The 16733-nt window shown below is 68.7% G+C and carries 16 protein-coding genes and 1 riboswitch; of the genes, 7 read left to right on the top strand and 9 right to left on the bottom strand.

Features of this window, described 5'->3' with window-relative positions; translation table 11 throughout:
• Nucleotides 1–138: 138 nt before the first annotated feature.
• Nucleotides 139–306: riboswitch (cobalamin riboswitch) on the bottom strand.
• A 100-nt stretch (nt 307–406) separates the two neighbouring features.
• The 3 genes from mctP to ACFRMN_RS11045 all read right to left on the bottom strand — a co-directional run bounded on the left by mctP (nt 407) and on the right by ACFRMN_RS11045 (nt 3254).
• Entirely contained in the window at nt 407–2041 is a 1635-nt protein-coding gene (mctP, locus tag ACFRMN_RS11055; RefSeq protein ID WP_383016650.1) for a monocarboxylate uptake permease MctP, read from the bottom strand.
• Nucleotides 2038–2295, bottom strand: coding sequence for a DUF3311 domain-containing protein (locus ACFRMN_RS11050; RefSeq protein ID WP_365749380.1), 258 nt, complete (start codon nt 2293–2295; stop codon nt 2038–2040). The genes mctP and ACFRMN_RS11050 overlap by 4 nt, the downstream gene beginning before the upstream one ends.
• Nucleotides 2296–2489: 194 nt before the next feature.
• Nucleotides 2490–3254 carry a GntR family transcriptional regulator gene (locus ACFRMN_RS11045; RefSeq protein ID WP_383017238.1) on the bottom strand — a complete coding sequence of 255 codons (765 nt, stop codon included), beginning with the start codon at nt 3252–3254 and terminating at the stop codon, nt 2490–2492.
• 289 nt (nt 3255–3543) lie between these two features.
• Here ACFRMN_RS11045 and ACFRMN_RS11040 point away from each other — a divergent pair, with 289 nt between their 5' ends.
• The 4 genes from ACFRMN_RS11040 to ACFRMN_RS11025 all read left to right on the top strand — a co-directional run bounded on the left by ACFRMN_RS11040 (nt 3544) and on the right by ACFRMN_RS11025 (nt 8451).
• Complete coding sequence (locus ACFRMN_RS11040; RefSeq protein WP_383016647.1) at nt 3544–4842, top strand: extracellular solute-binding protein; 1299 nt, start codon at nt 3544–3546, stop codon at nt 4840–4842.
• 137 nt (nt 4843–4979) lie between these two features.
• A complete protein-coding gene (locus ACFRMN_RS11035) occupies nt 4980–5975 on the top strand; it encodes a carbohydrate ABC transporter permease (RefSeq protein WP_383016644.1) in 996 nt (331 codons plus the stop codon).
• Entirely contained in the window at nt 5972–6886 is a 915-nt protein-coding gene (locus ACFRMN_RS11030; protein ID WP_383016641.1) for a carbohydrate ABC transporter permease, read from the top strand. Before ACFRMN_RS11035 ends, ACFRMN_RS11030 begins: the two co-directional genes overlap by 4 nt.
• Nucleotides 6887–6894: 8 nt before the next feature.
• Complete coding sequence (locus ACFRMN_RS11025; RefSeq protein ID WP_383016638.1) at nt 6895–8451, top strand: glycoside hydrolase family 3 protein; 1557 nt, start codon at nt 6895–6897, stop codon at nt 8449–8451.
• A 92-nt stretch (nt 8452–8543) separates the two neighbouring features.
• Here ACFRMN_RS11025 and nagB read toward each other — a convergent pair whose 3' ends face one another.
• On the bottom strand, nt 8544–9326 hold the full coding sequence (gene nagB, locus ACFRMN_RS11020; protein WP_383016635.1) for a glucosamine-6-phosphate deaminase: 783 nt from the start codon (nt 9324–9326) through the stop codon (nt 8544–8546).
• A gap of 213 nt (nt 9327–9539) precedes the next feature.
• Here nagB and ACFRMN_RS11015 point away from each other — a divergent pair, with 213 nt between their 5' ends.
• Both ACFRMN_RS11015 and ACFRMN_RS11010 read left to right on the top strand, forming a co-directional pair.
• Entirely contained in the window at nt 9540–10610 is a 1071-nt protein-coding gene (locus ACFRMN_RS11015; protein WP_383016632.1) for an SIS domain-containing protein, read from the top strand.
• Nucleotides 10611–10938: 328 nt separating this feature from the next.
• Complete coding sequence (locus ACFRMN_RS11010) at nt 10939–12435, top strand: PAS domain-containing sensor histidine kinase (RefSeq protein WP_383017235.1); 1497 nt, start codon at nt 10939–10941, stop codon at nt 12433–12435.
• Nucleotides 12436–12647: 212 nt separating this feature from the next.
• On the opposite strand, the gene ACFRMN_RS11005 is transcribed toward ACFRMN_RS11010, so the two are convergent.
• A complete protein-coding gene (locus ACFRMN_RS11005; RefSeq protein ID WP_004937597.1) occupies nt 12648–12905 on the bottom strand; it encodes a WhiB family transcriptional regulator in 258 nt (85 codons plus the stop codon).
• Between the two features lie 317 nt (nt 12906–13222).
• Nucleotides 13223–14191, bottom strand: a complete 969-nt coding sequence (locus tag ACFRMN_RS11000) for a diacylglycerol kinase family protein (protein ID WP_365749395.1) — start codon at nt 14189–14191, stop codon at nt 13223–13225.
• Nucleotides 14192–14340: 149 nt separating this feature from the next.
• On the opposite strand from ACFRMN_RS11000, the gene ACFRMN_RS10995 reads away from it, so the two are divergent.
• Complete coding sequence (locus ACFRMN_RS10995) at nt 14341–14781, top strand: hypothetical protein (protein WP_383016628.1); 441 nt, start codon at nt 14341–14343, stop codon at nt 14779–14781.
• A gap of 30 nt (nt 14782–14811) precedes the next feature.
• Here the strand turns inward: ACFRMN_RS10995 and ACFRMN_RS10990 are convergent, their stop codons facing one another.
• The 3 genes from ACFRMN_RS10990 to ACFRMN_RS10980 all read right to left on the bottom strand — a co-directional run bounded on the left by ACFRMN_RS10990 (nt 14812) and on the right by ACFRMN_RS10980 (nt 16725).
• A complete protein-coding gene (locus tag ACFRMN_RS10990) occupies nt 14812–15795 on the bottom strand; it encodes an RNA polymerase sigma factor SigF (RefSeq protein ID WP_030352799.1) in 984 nt (327 codons plus the stop codon).
• A complete protein-coding gene (locus tag ACFRMN_RS10985) occupies nt 15792–16205 on the bottom strand; it encodes an anti-sigma regulatory factor (protein ID WP_249953912.1) in 414 nt (137 codons plus the stop codon). The genes ACFRMN_RS10990 and ACFRMN_RS10985 overlap by 4 nt, the downstream gene beginning before the upstream one ends.
• A 259-nt stretch (nt 16206–16464) precedes the next feature.
• Entirely contained in the window at nt 16465–16725 is a 261-nt protein-coding gene (locus ACFRMN_RS10980; RefSeq protein WP_383016625.1) for a UBP-type zinc finger domain-containing protein, read from the bottom strand.
• Between the last annotated feature and the right edge of the window lie 8 nt (nt 16726–16733).

Here is a 16733-nt window from a genome sequence, read left to right as displayed (position 1 = left end):
TCGCTCGGCTCTGGGCCGTCGGGAGGGGAGCGGGCAGGTTCTCGCGGTACGGACCGTACGACCCGGATCGGGGCAGCACGGCGTACGGCGCCCACCGGCCCATCCACGAGGCCCGGACGTCTCGGCGTCCGATTCGGTCGAACCGGACGCACTGTCGGCAGGTGTTCGGACTCGTGGGTATGGCAAAGCACACCACATCACACCGTTGCGGGACAGTTCCGGATTCGCACCGGATTCCCCTGCGTGACAGCGGGGTCGAGCATACATGTGGGGGCTGGCTCGGGTACCACCCCCCAGATGTTGTGTCGTGCGTCATTCCGTTCGGGCCCGCGCGGACAGCGAAAGGGCCGCCGGATCCCCCTCGTTCCAAGGGATCCGGCGGCCCGTCCAGGCCGTACGCGACCGGTCAGTGGCCTCCGGAGCCGCCCGAGGTCGCGGCCGGCAGTTCGACCTTCACGCCCGGGTCGCCCGCGTCCGCCGTGTAGTCGGACGGGCTCGTCTCGTCCGTGCCCTCCGGGGCCTTGGCCGCGCGGAGGACGAAGGTGAGCGCCACCGTCACCACCAGGTTGAGCACGAACGCGGTGAGGCCGATGTAGCCGATCTCACCCAGCCCCGGGATCTCCTTGGAGCTGCCGCCGAAGTGCGCCTGGGTCGGGCTGGCCACGCCGTACGCCGCCGCCGTGCCGTACACCATGCCGACCGCCCAGCCCCCGAGCAGCGCCCAGCGGTGGAACCAGCGGGTGAAGAGGCCGCCGACCAGGGCGGGCATCGTCTGGAGGATCCAGATCCCGCCCAGCAGCTGGAAGTTGATGGCGACGGTCTTGTCCATGGTCAGGACGAAGACCAGCGCGCCCACCTTCACCAGCAGCGAGACCAGCTTCGAGACCTTGGTCTCCTGCGCGGGGGTCGCGTCCGGTTTGATGAAGTCCTTGTAGATATTGCGGGTGAAGAGATTCGCCGCGGCGATCGACATGATCGCGGCCGGCACCAGCGCGCCGATGCCGATGGCCGCGAAGGCCACCCCCGCGAACCAGTCGGGGAACATCGTCTCGAAGAGCTGAGGGATCGCCAGCTGTCCGTTGTCCACCTTGACCCCGGCGGCGATCGCCATGAAGCCGAGCAGCGCCAGCAGTCCCAGCATCAGTGAGTACAGCGGCAGGATCGTGGTGTTGCGCCGGATCACCTCGCGGCTGCGGCTGGAGAGCGTCGCCGTGATGGAGTGCGGATACATGAAGAGCGCGAGCGCGGAACCGAGCGCCAGCGTGGCGTAGCCCCAGTGCCCGGCCTCGCCCGGCGCGAGCGCGCCGCGTGGCTGGCCGGTCGCCGGGTTGGTCTGCGCGAAGGCGTCGCCCGCCTTGGCGAAGATATCGTCGAACCCGCCCAGTTTGATGGGGATGTAGATGATCGCCACGACGATCACGATGTAGATCAGCGTGTCCTTGACGAAGGCGATCAGCGCGGGCGCACGCAGCCCCGAGGAGTAGGTGTACGCGGCGAGCACACCGAAGGCGATCAGCAGCGGCAGGTCCTTGATGAACCAGTGGGTGTTCTCACCGCCGCCGACGCCCATCACGTCCAGCACCGCCTGGATGCCGACGAGTTGGAGCGCGATGTACGGCATCGTGGCGAGGATGCCGGTGACGGCGACCGCCAGCGACAGCCCCTTCGATCCGAACCGGCCCCGTACGAAGTCCGAGGTGGTGACGTAGCCGTGCTTGTGCGACACCGACCAGAGGCGGGGCAGGAAGGTGAAGATCAGCGGGTAGACCAGGATCGTGTAGGGCACGGCGAAGAAGCCGGCCGCGCCCGCCGCGTAGATCGCCGCCGGTACGGCCACGAAGGTGTACGCCGTGTAGAGGTCGCCGCCGAGCAGGAACCAGGTGACCCAGGTGCCGAACGACCGGCCGCCCAGGCCCCATTCGTCGAGGCTGTTCTCGTTGGCGGCCTTGCGCCAGCGGGCCGCCAGGAACCCCATGACCGTGACGGCCACGAAGAAGAAGATGAAAACGGCGAGTGCCACGCCGTTCACGCCGTCCTTCATTTCGACGCACCTCCCTCGCGGGAGCGCTGGTCACGCTTCCACAGCTGGTAGGCGGTCATCGTGAGCACCGCCGAGACCGGGACCCAGAGCATCTGGTACCAGTAGAAGAAGGGGATGCCGATGAACGTCGGCTCGATCTTCGCGTAGGACCCGACCCAGAGCATCGCCACGAAGGGCGCGAGGAGGCAGAGGGCGATGATCACCCGCGCGGGGGTGACCGTGGGGGGTGGTTTCTCTTCCGGAACTTCCGACATCGCGGCTCCGTTCCCTCGTTGATCGCCTGTGGTAATGCGCAGGAAATCTAAGCGAAGGCGCTGGTCAGCGTAACCCCCTGTCCGAATGTCGTTACATCAACGGTATGCGGACAGGGGCGCGCGGGGGCAGCCGTCGGCGGCGGCTGCCCGGTCCGGCTGTCAGTGGGGCCGGGCCGTCAGTGGGTGGGCGGCCGTCAGTGGGCCGGGCGCTTCAGTCTCGCCACGAACTTGTAGCGGTCGCCGCGGTAGACGGACCGCACCCACTCCACCGGCTCACCGACCGCGTCCAGCGAGTGCCGCGAGAGCATCAGCATCGGCAGCCCGACGTCCGTACCGAGCAGCCCGGCCTCGCGCGGGGTGGCCAGCGAGGTCTCGATGGTCTCCTCGGCCTCGGCCAGACGTACGTCGTACACCTCCGCCAACGCCGTATAGAGCGACGTGTACTTGACGAGCGAGCGGCGCAGCGCGGGGAAACGCTTGGCCGAAAGGTGTGTGGTCTCGATGGCCATCGGCTCGCCGCTGGCCAGCCGCAGCCGCTCGATCCGCAGCACGCGCCCGCCGGTGGTGATGTCCAGCAGCCCGGCCAGGGTGTCGTCGGCGGTGACATAGCCGATGTCCAGCAGTTGCGAGGTGGGTTCCAGGCCCTGGGCCCGCATGTCCTCGGTGTACGAGGTGAGCTGGAGCGCCTGTGAGACCTTGGGCTTGGCGACGAACGTGCCCTTGCCCTGGATGCGTTCGAGCCGGCCCTCGACCACCAGCTCCTGGAGCGCCTGGCGCACGGTGGTGCGCGAGGTGTCGAACTCGGCGGCGAGCGTACGCTCCGGAGGCACCGGCGTACCGGGCGGCAGCGTCTCCGTCATATCGAGCAAGTGCCGCTTCAACCGGTAGTACTTGGGCACGCGTGCCGTACGGGTGGCGGGGCCGCTCTCGGTCTCCGTACCGCCCCCGTCCGTGGCCATGGCCTGCCTTCCCGACTCCTGTGCTGCTGCCGTCACCGGCTCCTCCGTCTGTCGCGGCTCACATGGTGGCACGGTCCGGCCACGGGTCGTCGCCCTGCCTCAGGTGTCGGTCCGATAACGGACACGACTGCCCTTCTTATACACCCTTGACACCCCTAAAGGTCTAGGCCAAGCTCCCCGTACTGGTCTAAACCATTAAAGACCAGGTCCCAGCCCCAGCAGTACTCGTCGTAAGTCTTCGCGGTCTTCGCGGTGGGCAGGGGTTGCAGGCATCCCTGAGGAGGGTGGCGTGAAGCGCAAGCTCATCGCGGCGGTCGGCGTCGCGGGCATGATGGTCGGTCTTGCCGCGTGTGGTTCGGATGAAGGCTCGGCGTCCAAGGACCCCAAGGACCGTAAGGAGACGCTGACCGTCTGGCTCATGTCGGACGCGCAGAGCACCTGGCCGGAGCTGGTCAAGGATGTCAACGCGCAGTTCAAGGCCAAGTATCCGAATGTGACGGTCAAGGTCCAGTACCAGCAGTGGGCGGACAAGGCCAAGAAGCTCGACGCGGCGCTGGCCGGCGACAAGTACCCCGATATCGTCGAGCTCGGCAACACCGAGACCATGACGTACATCCTCAACGGTGCGCTCGGCGAGATCGACCCGAAGAAGTACGAGAACTCGGACACCTGGATCAAGGGCCTGAAGGACACCTGCTCCTTCGAGGGCAAGCAGTACTGCGTGCCCTACTACGCCGGTGCGCGTGTGGCCATTTACAACAAGGACATGTTCAAGGCCGGTACCGGCTCGGACCAGCTGCCCACCACCGAGGCCGAGCTGACCGCGGCGCTGGACAAGGTCGGCGCCAAGTACGGCAAGGACAAGGCGTTCTCGCCGCTCTACCTGCCGGGCCGTTACTGGTACGCGGCCATGTCCTACGTAGCGGCGTACGGCGGCCGGATAGCCGAGTACGACGAGGGCGCGAAGGAGTGGAAGGCCACCCTCTCCACCCCGGAGGGCCAGAAGGGCATCCAGCACTTCGTCGACCTGGTGAAGAAGTACAACCACGGCGACAAGACCAAGGACGAGGCGGACCACGCCAACGTCATGGCCAACGAGAAGACAGCGCTTCTCTACGGCAACGGCTGGGAGGCCGGCAGCGTCGTCGACTCCGCCACGAACGGCAACCCGAAGCTGAAGGACAAGATCGGCACGGCCGGTATGCCCGGCCCCGACGGCAAGGCCCTGCCGTCCTTCATCGGTGGCTCCGACCTCGCCACCATCTCCAAGTCCAAGGTCCAGGACCTCGGCGAGGAGTGGATCGCGGCCTTCACCAGCGCCAAGTCGCAGGAGGTCCTTGCCTCCAAGAACATCCTGCCCAACAACACCAAGCAGCTGGAGCCGCTGAAGGCGAAGCCGGAGACCGCGCCGATCGCCAACGCGGTCCCGGACGCGTGGTTCACCCCGATCGCCCCGGGCTGGACGGCCATCGAGAAGAAGGAAACCCTTGAGGTGATGCTGCTCGACATCATCAAGGGCAAGTCGGTGGCCGACGCCACGAAGGCGGCCGACGCGGAGATCAACCAGCTGATCAACGAAGAATCCTGAGTCCGCCGAGCGTCTGAGTCTCCGACTCCCATGTCTCCGACTCTGTTGATCGCCTAGGTCATAGGGGGGTGGCGGGCCCGCGAGGGCTCCGCCGCCCCCCGTACTCCGGTACCAGGTCCGAACGGAAGGCCAGCACAGTGAGTGCCGCCGACATGAAAGCAGCCGACCCTCCGGTAGCCGTCGCACGCGTCCCCGAGAGATCCGGCTCCCAGCCGCCCGCGGGCGGGCAGCGCAAGCGGCGCAAGGCCGGCGCGCTGCTGCCGTACCTCCTGATAGCCCCCGCGTTCGTCGCGATCGCCGCCGTCTTCGTCTGGCCGCTCATCAAGACGATCCTCATGTCCTTCCAGGACGTCGGCCGCCGTGAGCTGTGGAGCGGGGAGGCCGCCCCCTGGGTGGGCTTCGAGCAGTTCACCAATATCCTCGGCGACGGCGAGTTCTGGGCCGTCGTCTGGCGGACCATCATCTTCATGGTCGCCTGTGTGGTGGCCACGATGGGTATCGGGCTCGGCATCTCCATGCTGATGCAGCGCATGGACACCTGGGTACGTCTGCTGCTCACCGCCGCGCTGGTGGCCGCCTGGTCGATGCCGCTGCTGGTGGCGACCTCCATCTTCCGCTGGTTCGCCGACTCCGACTACGGCGTCCTGAACATGGTGCTGACCAAGTACCTCGGGATCGACGCCCAGGGCCACAACTGGTTCCTCGACCCCAAACAGGGCTTCCTCGTCATCGGAGCCGTCGTCGTCTGGGGCGCCATCCCCTTCGTCGCCGTCACGCTCTACGCGGCGCTCACCCAGGTCCCCCGGGAGCTGGAGGAGGCCGCGGCCCTCGACGGCGCAGGCGTGGCCGGGGTCTTCCGCTTCGTCACCTGGCCGGTCATCAAGCCGGTGTTCCAGATGGTGGCCACACTGTCCGTCCTGTGGGACTTCAATATCTTCGGCCAGATCTTCCTGATCCGCGGCAACAAGCCGGAGCCGGAGTACTCGGTCCTCGGGATCTACTCGTTCGAGAAGGCCTTCGAGTCCAACTCGTTCAGCCAGGGCGCGGCCATCTCCCTCATCACGGTCCTGCTGCTCTCCGGTGTCGCCGTGTACTACCTGCGTCAGCTGCTCAAGATCGGAGAGGTCGAATGAGCGCCTCCACCGCCTCCACCTCCCAGGCCCTGCGCCCGGACTCCGGGCGGAGCACCGAGCCGGGCGACCGGCAGGTCCTGCGCAAGGACCGCAAGAAGAACCGGCTCGTCTACAACATCCTGGGCCTGGCCGTGTTCGTCCTCATGGCCTTCCCGGTGTACTGGCTGATCATCAGCGCCCTGCGGCCGAACCACGAGATCCGCAGTTACGACCAGACCCTCTGGCCCTCGTCGATCACCTTCGACAACTTCCAGCGGGCCATCAACCAGCCGAACTTCGGCACGGCCATCCAGTCCAGCCTGATCATCTGCGGCGTCGCGGTCATCGGCGGCATGCTGCTCGCCACCATCGCCGCCTTCGCCATCGGCCGCTTCCGCTTCCGCGGCCGCAAGTTCTTCATGATCGTGCTGCTCGTCGTGCAGCTGCTGCCGCCGACCTCGATGCTGATCCCCATCTACATCCAGCTCAACGACCTGGGCGGGCTGAACGAGTACTGGGGCGTCATCGTCATCTATCTGGTCTCGACACTGCCCTTCGCGACCTGGATGATCCGCGGCTTCATCGTCAACATCCCGCCGGAGCTGGAGGAGTCCGCGATGGTGGACGGCTGCAGCCGGATGGGCGCCTTCTGGCGGGTGACCTTCCCGCTGCTCGCCCCCGGTCTCGCCGCCGCGGCGATCTTCTCCCTGATCACGGCGTGGAACGAGTACCTGCTCGCCTATGTCGTCCTCCAGGACAACGACAAGTACACGCTGAACGTGTGGCTGATGAACTTCACCAACTCGTTCGGTGTCGACTACGGAGCACTGATGGCCGCCTCGACCCTGATCGCCATCCCGGTCGTCGCCTTCTTCCTCCTGGTGCAGAAGTACATGGCCACCGGCCTCACCTCCGGCGCAGTGAAGGGCTAGGACCGCCGATGACGACGCTCGTAAGCAGTACGGACACCCTCACCCGCGACGCACTCGCCGTGCTCCAGCCCGGTTTCCTCGGCACCACCGCTCCCGACTGGCTGCTGCGCCGCCTCGGCGAGGGCCTTTCCTCCGTCGGGCTCTTCGGCCGCAACATCGCCACGCCCGAGCAGCTTGCCGCGCTCACCGAGCGACTGCGGGCCGAACGGGACGACGTCCTCGTCGCGATCGACGAGGAGGGCGGCGATGTCACCCGTCTGGAGGTCAGGCACGGCTCCTCCTTCCCCGGCAACTACGCCCTGGGCGCCGTCGACGACGTGGACCTCACCCGGGCCGTCGCCCGCGAGCTGGGCCGGCGGCTCGCCGCGTGCGGGGTCAACCTCAACTGGGCCCCCTCCGCCGACGTGAACTCCAACCAGGACAACCCCGTCATCGGCGTACGGTCCTTCGGCGCCGATACGGCACTGGTGGCCCGGCACACCGCCGCGTATGTGGAGGGTCTGCAGAGCGCCGGGGTCGCCGCCTGCACCAAGCACTTCCCCGGCCATGGCGACACCTCCGTCGACTCGCACCACGCGATGCCCCGGATCGACGTGGACCTGGACACAGTGCACGCCCGCGACCTGCTGCCTTTCCGCGCGGCCATCGCGGCGGGTTCCAAATCGGTCATGAGTGCGCATATCCTGCTTCCCGCGCTCGACCCGGACCGCCCGGCGACCCTCAGTCCGCAGATCCTCATCGGTCTGCTCCGTGAGGAACTGGGCTTCCAGGGCCCGATCGTCACCGACGGCATGGAGATGCGGGCCATCGCCTCGACGTACGGGATCGAGCGTGGCTCCGTCCTCGCGATCGCCGCGGGCGCCGACGCCATCTGCGTCGGCGGCGGCCTGGCGGACGAGGGGACCGTGCTGCGGCTGCGCGACGCGCTGGTGACGGCGGTACGGAACGGCGAACTGCCCGAGGAGCGACTGGCCGACGCGGCCGCGCGGGTGCGCGGACTCGCCGACTGGACGCTGCGGGTCAGGGGGGCTTCGGAGCCGGGCGCGGATGCGCAGGAGGGGACCGCGCCCGGCACCGCGTACGGCGCCGCGTCCGGTACGGAGATCGGCCTTGTCGCGGCCCGCCGCGCCGTGCGGGTGACGGGCAGCGCGCCGCCGCTCACGCGAGCGCCCTACGTCGCCGCGTTCACCCCCGTCGCGAACATCGCCGTCGGGGAGGAGACCCCGTGGGGCGTCGCGGCGGAGCTGGGGCGGCTGCTTCCCGGTACGGAGACGGGCTCGTACAGCGGCGCCGAAGCGGCCGGTACGGACCCGGCCGCGCTGGCCGGCGATCTGCTCGCCGCCGCGGGCGACCGTACGATCGTCGCCGTCGTACGTGACGCGCACCGCCACCGCTGGATGTCCGACGCGCTGGACGCCGTGCTGGCCGCCCGCCCGGAGACGGTCGTGGTGGAGATGGGCGTGAACGAGGCGGAGCCCCGCGGCGCGCTGCACATCGCGACCCACGGCGCCGCGCGGGTCTGTGGACGGGCCGCGGCCGAGGTCATCACGGGCCGCCGGGACTGACCGCCCCGGACCGGGGCCGATACGACGGTGCCGGGCCATCCCTTCGCGGGGGTGGCCCGGCACCGTCGTGTGCGCGCGGGTGACGCGGTGGCTCAGATGCCCTGCCAGTCCGGCTTGGACGCGAACGTGGCGCGGAAGTAGTCGGCGAGCTTCAGCCGGGACGCCGCCGCCTCGTCCACGACGACCGTGGCGTGCGGGTGGAGCTGGAGCGCGGAGGCCGGTACGAGTGCGGCGACCGGGCCCTCGACGGCCTGCGCGACCGCCTCCGCCTTGCCCTCGCCCGTGGCGAGCAGCACCAGATGGCGGGCCTCCAGGATGGTGCCGATGCCCTGCGTGATGACATGGTGCGGCACCTCCTCCGGGCTGTCGAAGAAGCGCGCGTTGTCCTCGCGGGTCTGCCGGGTCAGCGTCTTGATGCGGGTGCGCGAGGCGAGCGAGGAGCAGGGCTCGTTGAAGCCGATGTGCCCGTCCGTACCGATACCGAGCAACTGGAGGTCCACACCGCCGGCCTCGGCCAGCGCGCGGTCGTACGCCTCGCACGCCGCCTGGACGTCCTCGGCGGCGCCGTCCGGCCCGATGAAGGAGCTCTCGCTCAGCCCCAGCGGCTCGACGACCTCGCGCAGGACCACCGAGCGGTACGACTCGGGGTGGCCCGCGGGCAGGCCCACGTACTCGTCCAGCTGGGCTATCCGCGCGCGTGAGGCGTCCACCTCACCCGAGCGCACCTTGGCCGTCAGCGCCTGGTAGATGGGCAGGGGGGTCGAGCCGGTGGCCACACCGAGCAGAGCGTCGGGCGTGCGGCGCAGCAGGCCGGCGATGCTGTCCGCGATGAGCTCGCCACCCGCCGCGGCGTTCTGGACGATGACAACTTCCACGCTGGACCCTGCCAATCTGGAAATGAGACTTTTGTGGTATAGACCAATTCTAGCAGAGGGTGCCGGATCGTCCCCCAACGTGCGGGAAAGGACCGGGGACGGGCGGGGGACGGACGGGGAACGATCCGGGGGCGGCCCGGTGGCGGGGGCACGACGGCCCATGGTCGACTGGGAGGGGCCGAGGGGGATGACCGACTCTGGAGGGCACCCAGCATGTCTGCCGCGCTGTCGGGCGACTCGTGCGAGCGGGCCGGCGGCATCATGTCCGCCGAGGTCGCGGAGCAGCCCGCCGTACTGCGGCGGATCCTCCGGGACGGCGCGCCCGGCGTCCGCGAGGTGGCGGCGGCCATCGCGGCGCGCGAGCCGCGTTTCGTCCTGCTCACCGCCCGCGGTACGTCCGACCACGCCGCGCTCTACGCGAAGTATCTGCTGGAGATCCTGTGCGGACTGCCCTGCGGACTGGCCTCCATGTCCACCACGACGGCGTACGGCGCCAAGCCGGACCTCACCGATGTGCTGGTCATCGGGGTCAGCCAGTGGGGCGGCTCGCCCGATCTGGTGGCCTCCACCTGGGCCGCGCGGGAGGCCGGCGCGACCACGCTCGCGGTGACCAACAACCCCGACTCGGCGCTGACCGCCGTGGCGGAATTCCATATCGACGTCCTGGCGGGCCCGGAGAGGGCGCTGCCCGCCACCAAGTCGTACACCGCCTCGCTGCTCGCGCTGTATCTCTTCGCCGAGGCGCTCGGCGGCCGGGACGGCGCGGCGGCCGGCGGTCTGCCGGACCTCGCGGAACGGGTGCTGGCGCGCGCGCACGAGGTACGGACGCTCGCCTCGCGCTACCGCTTCGCCGAGCGGATGGTGATCATCTCCCGGGGCTACGGCTATCCGACGGCCAAGGAGGCGGCGCTCAAGCTCATGGAGACCTGCTACATCCCCGCGCTCTCCTACTCCGGCGCGGATCTGCTGCACGGCCCGCTCGCGATGGTCGACAACATCTCGCCGGTGATCGCGATCGTCCCCGAGGGCAAGGGCGGAGAGGCCCTTCAGCCGGTCCTCGCCCGGCTGCGGGCCCGGGGCGCCGACCTGTTCGTCGTGGGGTCACCGGCGGAGGTCGAAGCGGCGTCCGCGGGGTTCGTGCTGCCGACGGACGGAATCCCGGAGGAGCTTCAGCCGATCCTGCAGATCCTGCCGCTCCAACTGCTGGCCCACGAGGTGGCCATCGCCAGGGGGCAGGATCCGGACGCGCCGCGCACGATGGCGAAGACACCGGAGACCGGCTGACCCCGCTCCCGGACGGGCTCCGCACCCGCGGGCCGCGGCGCCGCGACGGGACCCTCAACCCGTACGGCACCGCAGCCCGGAGTTGCTACGGCCGGCAGGTGTGCGGTCCCGCGCGGCCGTTGGGAGAGGTCCCGTCGCAGTCAGGGCAGAGAGCGCCGGTACCTCGGTCCACCCTCCTGTGCGGGGAGGGCGGAGGCTCATACAGCATTGTGGACTAGACCATTCTGGCTGTCCATGCGTGTACCGAGCCTATTTCCCTCCTACCTTCCAGTACAGACCACGGTTCGTCCGGGTTCATACCGCGGGTACGCTCGCCTGTGTGCCCTCCATGAACGACCTCGTACGCCAGCACACAGCCCTCAGTGAGTCCGACCTTGAGTGGCTTCATCTGCTGGTCTCGGAGTGGCAGCTGCTCTCCGACCTCTCCTTCGCGGATCTCGTGCTCTGGGTCCCCACCCGCGACGGCACCCGCTATGTGTCCGTCGCCCAGATGCGGCCCAACACCGGACCCACCTCCTATCAGGACGACATGGTCGGCCATCTCGTCCCGCGTGGCCGCCGGCCGCTGCTGGACGCGGCGCTCGACGAGGGGCGGATCGTCCGGGAGGGCGACCCCGAATGGCGTGAGGAGGTGCCCGTACGGGTCGAGTCCATCCCCGTACGGCGCGAGGGCCGTGTCCTCGGGGTCATCGCGCGCAACACCAATCTGCTCACGGTCCGCACCCCCAGCCGGCTGGAGCTCACCTATCTCCAGTCCGCCTCCGACCTGGCCCAGATGATCGCCGCCGGGTCCTTCCCCTTCCCCGGCCAGCAGGTCGACATGGACGCCTCCCCGCGCGTCGGTGACGGTCTGATCCGGCTGGACGCGGACGGGGTCGTCCAGTACGCGAGCCCCAACGCCCTCTCCGCGTATCACCGATTGGGACTCGCGTCCGACCTGGTGGGACACCATCTCGGCCGCACCACCGACGAACTGGCCCCCGCGCGCGGCCCGGTGGACGAGGCGATGGTCAAACTGGCCAGCGGCTACGCGCCCCGCGAGACCGAGGTGGAGGGCAGCGGCGGGGTCATCCAGCTGCGCGCCATCCCCCTCAAGCCCAAGGGCACCCGGATCGGCTCTCTGGTGCTGCTCCGCGATGTGACGGAACTGCGGCGCCGCGAACGCGAGTTGATCACCAAGGACGCCACCATCCGGGAGATCCACCACCGGGTCAAGAACAACCTCCAGACGGTCGCGGCGCTCCTTCGGCTCCAGTCCAGGCGGATGGACTCCGCGCAGGGCAGGGAAGCCCTCAACGAGGCTGTACGGCGCGTCGGTTCGATCGCCATCGTGCACGAGACGCTGTCTCAGAATCTGGATGAGCGCGTCGAATTCGATGAGATCGCCGACCGGGTGCTGGCGATGGTCGCCGAGATCTCGCCCGGCAAGGTCGTCTGCCGCCGTACGGGGAAGTTCGGCGTGCTCGACGCCGAAGTGGCCACGCCCCTCTCGATGGTGCTCACCGAGATTCTTCAGAACGCGCTGGAGCACGCCTTCGCGCCGGGGGAGGAGGGCCGGGTCGATGTCTCGGCGGTCCGCAGCGGCGACTCGCCGGGGGCCAAGCGCGGCGAGGGCGCCCGCTCGGACGCCCGGCTCATGATCACCGTCCAGGACGACGGGCGCGGGCTGCCCGAGGGGTTCGATCCGCAGCGCGCCGGAAATCTGGGACTCCAGATCGTACGGACCCTGGTGGAAGGGGAGTTGGGCGGTGGCTTCGACATGGTGCCGGCGCCGGTGCGCGGTACGCGCGTGATGCTGGACATTCCGGTGGAGCCGCAGAAGTAGCCCTGGAAGTAGCCCAGAAGTGGCCGATGTCGGTGAGCGTATTTTCGTACCGCCCGGCACAGCAGCGAGCCCCGGACCGTGGTGACGGTCCGGGGCTCGGCTCGAAGCTCACTTTGCGATGCGCATCGGGGGGTACTGCGCGCTGCGTTTCGGGGGCGGGGCTATGCGTACTCGCTGTACGCTCCGCCGGCCAGGGCTCGTGGCGGGGTGCTTCAGGCGGTCGCGTTACGCGCCCGGTTACGAGCGGCGCGGCGCTTCATAGCGCGGCGCTCGTCCTCGCTGAGGCCACCCCAGACACCCGAGTCCTGACCGGACTCAAGTGCCCACTGCAGGCACTGCTCCATGACGGGGCAGCGACGGCAGACGGCCTTGGCTTCCTCGATCTGCAGCAGCGCAGGACCGGTGTTGCCGATGGGGAAGAACAGCTCGGGGTCTTCCTCGCGGCAAACGGCGTTGTGACGCCAGTCCATGGCTGCTACCTCTCTTGGTATTACATGCAGATTGCTTGTGAATGTGAACGCTTTCACGAATCCCCCGACAAGGGAAGGGCCGACCGCCAGCGGAAACTGGTGGGGTCCTTGGTTTGAGGAGGGGTTCTGGCTCTCAGGGAGGCCGATGTTGCGGGCCGTCCCGAGCGCCACGTAGAGATTCGCAAACCTCGGCGGCGGATACAACCCCTTCTGGAAAGTTTTTTTTGATTCCTCGGTGTCGACTAGGTCACAGCCGTACTTCCATGGGGTGGATGCCAGCCTAAACGTTCGAGTGAAAGGACTTTGGCCCCTTCCACTCACACAATCACACGCAGTGCACGGCGTACGCCTGTGAACGTCACGCTCGTGCGCAGTCCAAGGTGGTCGCCGTCCATCTGGAAGGGGAGGGGCGCCTTGGAATGCAAGGTGAAGTCGGTGAGGTCATGAAGAGACACCGCATGGCGTCCGCGGGGGCCCCGATCAGGGGTAGAAGTGAGCAATTGGGTCGCGTATCTGGCCACCGCGGGAGTCGACATTCTGCTCAGTCCGAGGACATCGAGAGCCAGATCGAAAGAGGCCGCGGGAGACGCGTAGACCGGACGATTGCCCAGGTAGGTCCAGGGCGCGGTGTTGCAGATTATGGAGAGAACAAGATCCTTCACCGGATCCTCACCGGGGCGTTCCAGTGTGATCAGCCCGCCTCGCCGGTGGGGCTCCTCCAGGAACTGGCGTACCACCTGGCGCACATAGAGGGCGTGCGTCGACCGTTTCCCGCGCTCCCGTTGTTGTTCGACCCGCCCGATCACCCCCGCGTCGAAGCCGAAGCCGGCGCAGAAGGTGAACCAGCGGGACGGCACGGACTCGTCCTCGGTGCCCGGTGTCCCGGCCGCCAGTCCCAGACCGACCGTACGTTCGCTCCGCAGGGCGAGCGCGTCCAGGATCGCGCCGGTCGCCTCGACCGCGTCATTGGGCAGCCCGAGCGCGCGGGCGAAGACATTGGTCGAACCGCCGGGGACCACCGCGAGGCGCGGCAGCCGCTCGGGATCGGGGCCGTTGTGCAGCAGTCCGTTGACGACCTCGTTGACGGTGCCGTCGCCGCCGAGGGCGACGACCAGCTCGATGTCGTCCGAGTCGGCGGCGCGTCTGCCCAGGTCACGGGCGTGTCCGCGGTACTCCGTGGTCACCGCTTCGAGCTTCATCTCGCTGGCGAGCGCGTGGATCAGTACGTCTCGTGTGCGGGCACTGGTGGTGGTTGCTGCCGGATTGACCACGAGGAGTGCGCGCATGCCGAGCAGATTACCGGCCGGGCGCCTGAGGGTCGCCTCCGGGAGCCCGCGGCGCCGGGGTCTGTCGGGCCGGACCGCCGACGCCCGGCGGGCCGGGACGCCCGGGGCTGTCGGGAGGTGCGTGGCGGCCCTGTGGTTACCCTGCAGGGGTGAGCAGCAGCAGTGAGCAGACCGCCCCCGCGTCCTCCCCGCGCCCCCCGCGCCTGACCGCGGCGGCCGGCGCCTGTGGGCTCGAAGCCCTGGCACTGGTCGTCGGCGGTGTGTATCTGCTGGTGATGGGGTTGCTCGGAAAACCCGACAGCCCGCAGCAGGCGGAGATGGGCGGGATCACCCTGATCGCGCTCGGTGTCATCCCATTGATCGCCGCGCGCGGGCTGCTGCTGCGGCGCGCCTGGAGCCGGGGGCCCGCGCTGATCACCCAGATCATGGCGCTGCCCGTCGCCTATACGCTGCTGACCTCCACGGGCGGCATGATCCCGGCCGGAATCGCGCTCGCGGTGGTCGCGGTGGCAGGGCTGGTCCTGCTGGTCAACCCGACCACCACGGAAGCCCTCGGCATCCGCGGCCCGGCCGGCGAATCCCGGCGGTAGGCCCCGGCGCGGGCTCTCCCGCTCGCTCTCCTACTCCTCCACCAACAGCCGCTCGCGCAGCTGCGCGAGTGTGCGGGCCAGCAGCCGCGAGACATGCATCTGTGAGATGCCGACCTCCTGCGCGATCTGTGACTGCGTCATATTGCCGAAGAACCGGAGCAGAAGAATCCGCTTCTCTCGCGGCGGCAGATCCTCCAGTAGTGGCTTGAGTGATTCGCGGTACTCGACGCCCTCCAGGGCCTCGTCCTCCGCGCCCAGTGTGTCCGCGACCGCCGGGGACTCGTCGTCCGTGTCCGGGACGTCCAGCGACAGTGTGGAGTACGCGTTGGCGGACTCCAGACCCTCCAGGACCTCCTCCTCCGAGATGCCGAGCCGCTCCGCCAGCTCATGGACCGTGGGCGAACGGCCGTGCTGCTGGGAGAGTTCGGCGGTGGCCGTCGTCAGGGCGAGCCGCAGTTCCTGGAGGCGGCGCGGCACCCGGACCGCCCAGCCCTTGTCCCGGAAGTGCCGCTTGATCTCCCCGACGACCGTCGGCGTCGCGTAGGTCGAGAACTCGACGCCACGCTCCGGATCGAACCGGTCCACGGACTTGATCAGACCGATGGTGGCGACCTGCGTCAGATCGTCCAGCGGCTCGCCGCGATTGCGGAACCGTCTCGCCAGATGCTCGACCAGCGGCAGATGCATCCGCACCAGCTGATTGCGGAGATCCGCCTTCTCGGGCGAGCCGTCAGGCAGCTTGCGCAGCTCGATGAACATCGCCCGCGCCCCGCTGCGGTCATGTGGATCGTGGTGCTTGTCGTTGTGCTGCTCGCTCATAGTGGCCGCCCGCTCTGCCTGCGCCTGCTCCGCCGCGGCCGTCTGGCCGTCAAGTCCGTCCTCCGGATGGGGTCGGGCCTGCTGCTCCGGGATGCCCGCGGGGGCGGGCGCCGGCTCCGACGGAGCTTCGTGCCCTTCCCGCGGCTCCCGTGGGATGCGCCCCTCGTCACGCACCGGACCGTCCCCGTTCCTCACGCCGGCCCGGGTCCCGCGCCGCGCTGTTTGTAGAGGCTGATGGTGACCGTACGGTCCTCCGCGACCGTCGAGTCGACCTTGCCGGCCAGCGCGGAGAGCACTGTCCAGGCGAAGGTGTCGCGCTCCGGTGCGCGCCCGTCCGTGGTGGGCGCCGACACGGTCACTTCGAGCGCGTCCTCGATGAGCCGGAAGACGCAGCTGAGTACGGAGCCCGGTACGGCCTGCTGAAGCAGGATCGCGCAGGCCTCGTCCACCGCGATGCGGAGGTCCTCGATCTCGTCGAGGGTGAAGTCCAAGCGCGCCGCGAGGCCGGCCGTGGCCGTACGCAGCACGGACAGGTAGGCACCCGCAGCGGGCAGCCGGACTTCCACGAAGTCCTCGGTCCCGGGCTCGCCTGCGATCTGGGACACCCTCACCTCCAAGGTGGCACAAGCTCTTCTGGGCTCAGGGACAGGGGGTGTCCAGGAGCCTTGCGGTACGTAGTCGGTACGTAGCCGGTCGGTACGTAGCCGCTCTGGAGTGGCGACGCTATCGCGATCCATGGTGCTGTGTCGCCGGGACCCCCACCCAGCGACTGTCACTCATGGTAAGCATATGAACACAGAAAGTGGCTAGAGGTTTCTGGCGTCCAATTACGAAGAACCGGCGGAGGGTTGACGTACCCAGTCGTCAGACGATCGAACCGTCCACGAAGCACCACCGCCAGCTCTCCCCGGGCTCGAAACTCCGCATCACGGCATGACCCGTGTCCTTGAAGTGTTGTGTCGCGTGTTGGTACGGCGAGGAGTCACAGCAGCCGATCTCTCCGCAGACGAGACAGACCCGCAGCTGTACGGGGTGGCTGTCGGCCGCGACGCACTCGCGGCAGGTGTCACCGCGGGGCGCGGGCTCGGGGCGCGGCAGTTCCGCAACGTGGGGGCACTCGCTCATGATGACCA

The sequence above is a fragment of the Streptomyces sp. NPDC056835 genome (assembly GCF_042789485.1).
Taxonomy (GTDB): Bacteria; Actinomycetota; Actinomycetes; order Streptomycetales; family Streptomycetaceae; genus Streptomyces.
Note: the sequence above shows the minus strand (reverse complement) of the source record. Positions and strands in the feature narration are given on the sequence as shown.

What these genes read in the sequence shown, in the direction of transcription:
- ACFRMN_RS10980 (WP_383016625.1), bottom strand. Translation starts at nt 16,725, where the DNA reads ATGAGCGAGTGCCCCCACGTTGCGGAACTGCCGCGCCCCGAGCCCGCG.
- ACFRMN_RS11015 (WP_383016632.1), top strand. Translation starts at nt 9,540, where the DNA reads ATGTCTGCCGCGCTGTCGGGCGACTCGTGCGAGCGGGCCGGCGGCATC.
- ACFRMN_RS11005 (WP_004937597.1), bottom strand. Translation starts at nt 12,905, where the DNA reads ATGGACTGGCGTCACAACGCCGTTTGCCGCGAGGAAGACCCCGAGCTG.
- ACFRMN_RS11010 (WP_383017235.1), top strand. Translation starts at nt 10,939, where the DNA reads ATGAACGACCTCGTACGCCAGCACACAGCCCTCAGTGAGTCCGACCTT.
- ACFRMN_RS11000 (WP_365749395.1), bottom strand. Translation starts at nt 14,191, where the DNA reads ATGCGCGCACTCCTCGTGGTCAATCCGGCAGCAACCACCACCAGTGCC.
- ACFRMN_RS11050 (WP_365749380.1), bottom strand. Translation starts at nt 2,295, where the DNA reads ATGTCGGAAGTTCCGGAAGAGAAACCACCCCCCACGGTCACCCCCGCG.
- ACFRMN_RS11045 (WP_383017238.1), bottom strand. Translation starts at nt 3,254, where the DNA reads ATGGCCACGGACGGGGGCGGTACGGAGACCGAGAGCGGCCCCGCCACC.
- ACFRMN_RS11025 (WP_383016638.1), top strand. Translation starts at nt 6,895, where the DNA reads ATGACGACGCTCGTAAGCAGTACGGACACCCTCACCCGCGACGCACTC.
- mctP (WP_383016650.1), bottom strand. Translation starts at nt 2,041, where the DNA reads ATGAAGGACGGCGTGAACGGCGTGGCACTCGCCGTTTTCATCTTCTTC.
- ACFRMN_RS11030 (WP_383016641.1), top strand. Translation starts at nt 5,972, where the DNA reads ATGAGCGCCTCCACCGCCTCCACCTCCCAGGCCCTGCGCCCGGACTCC.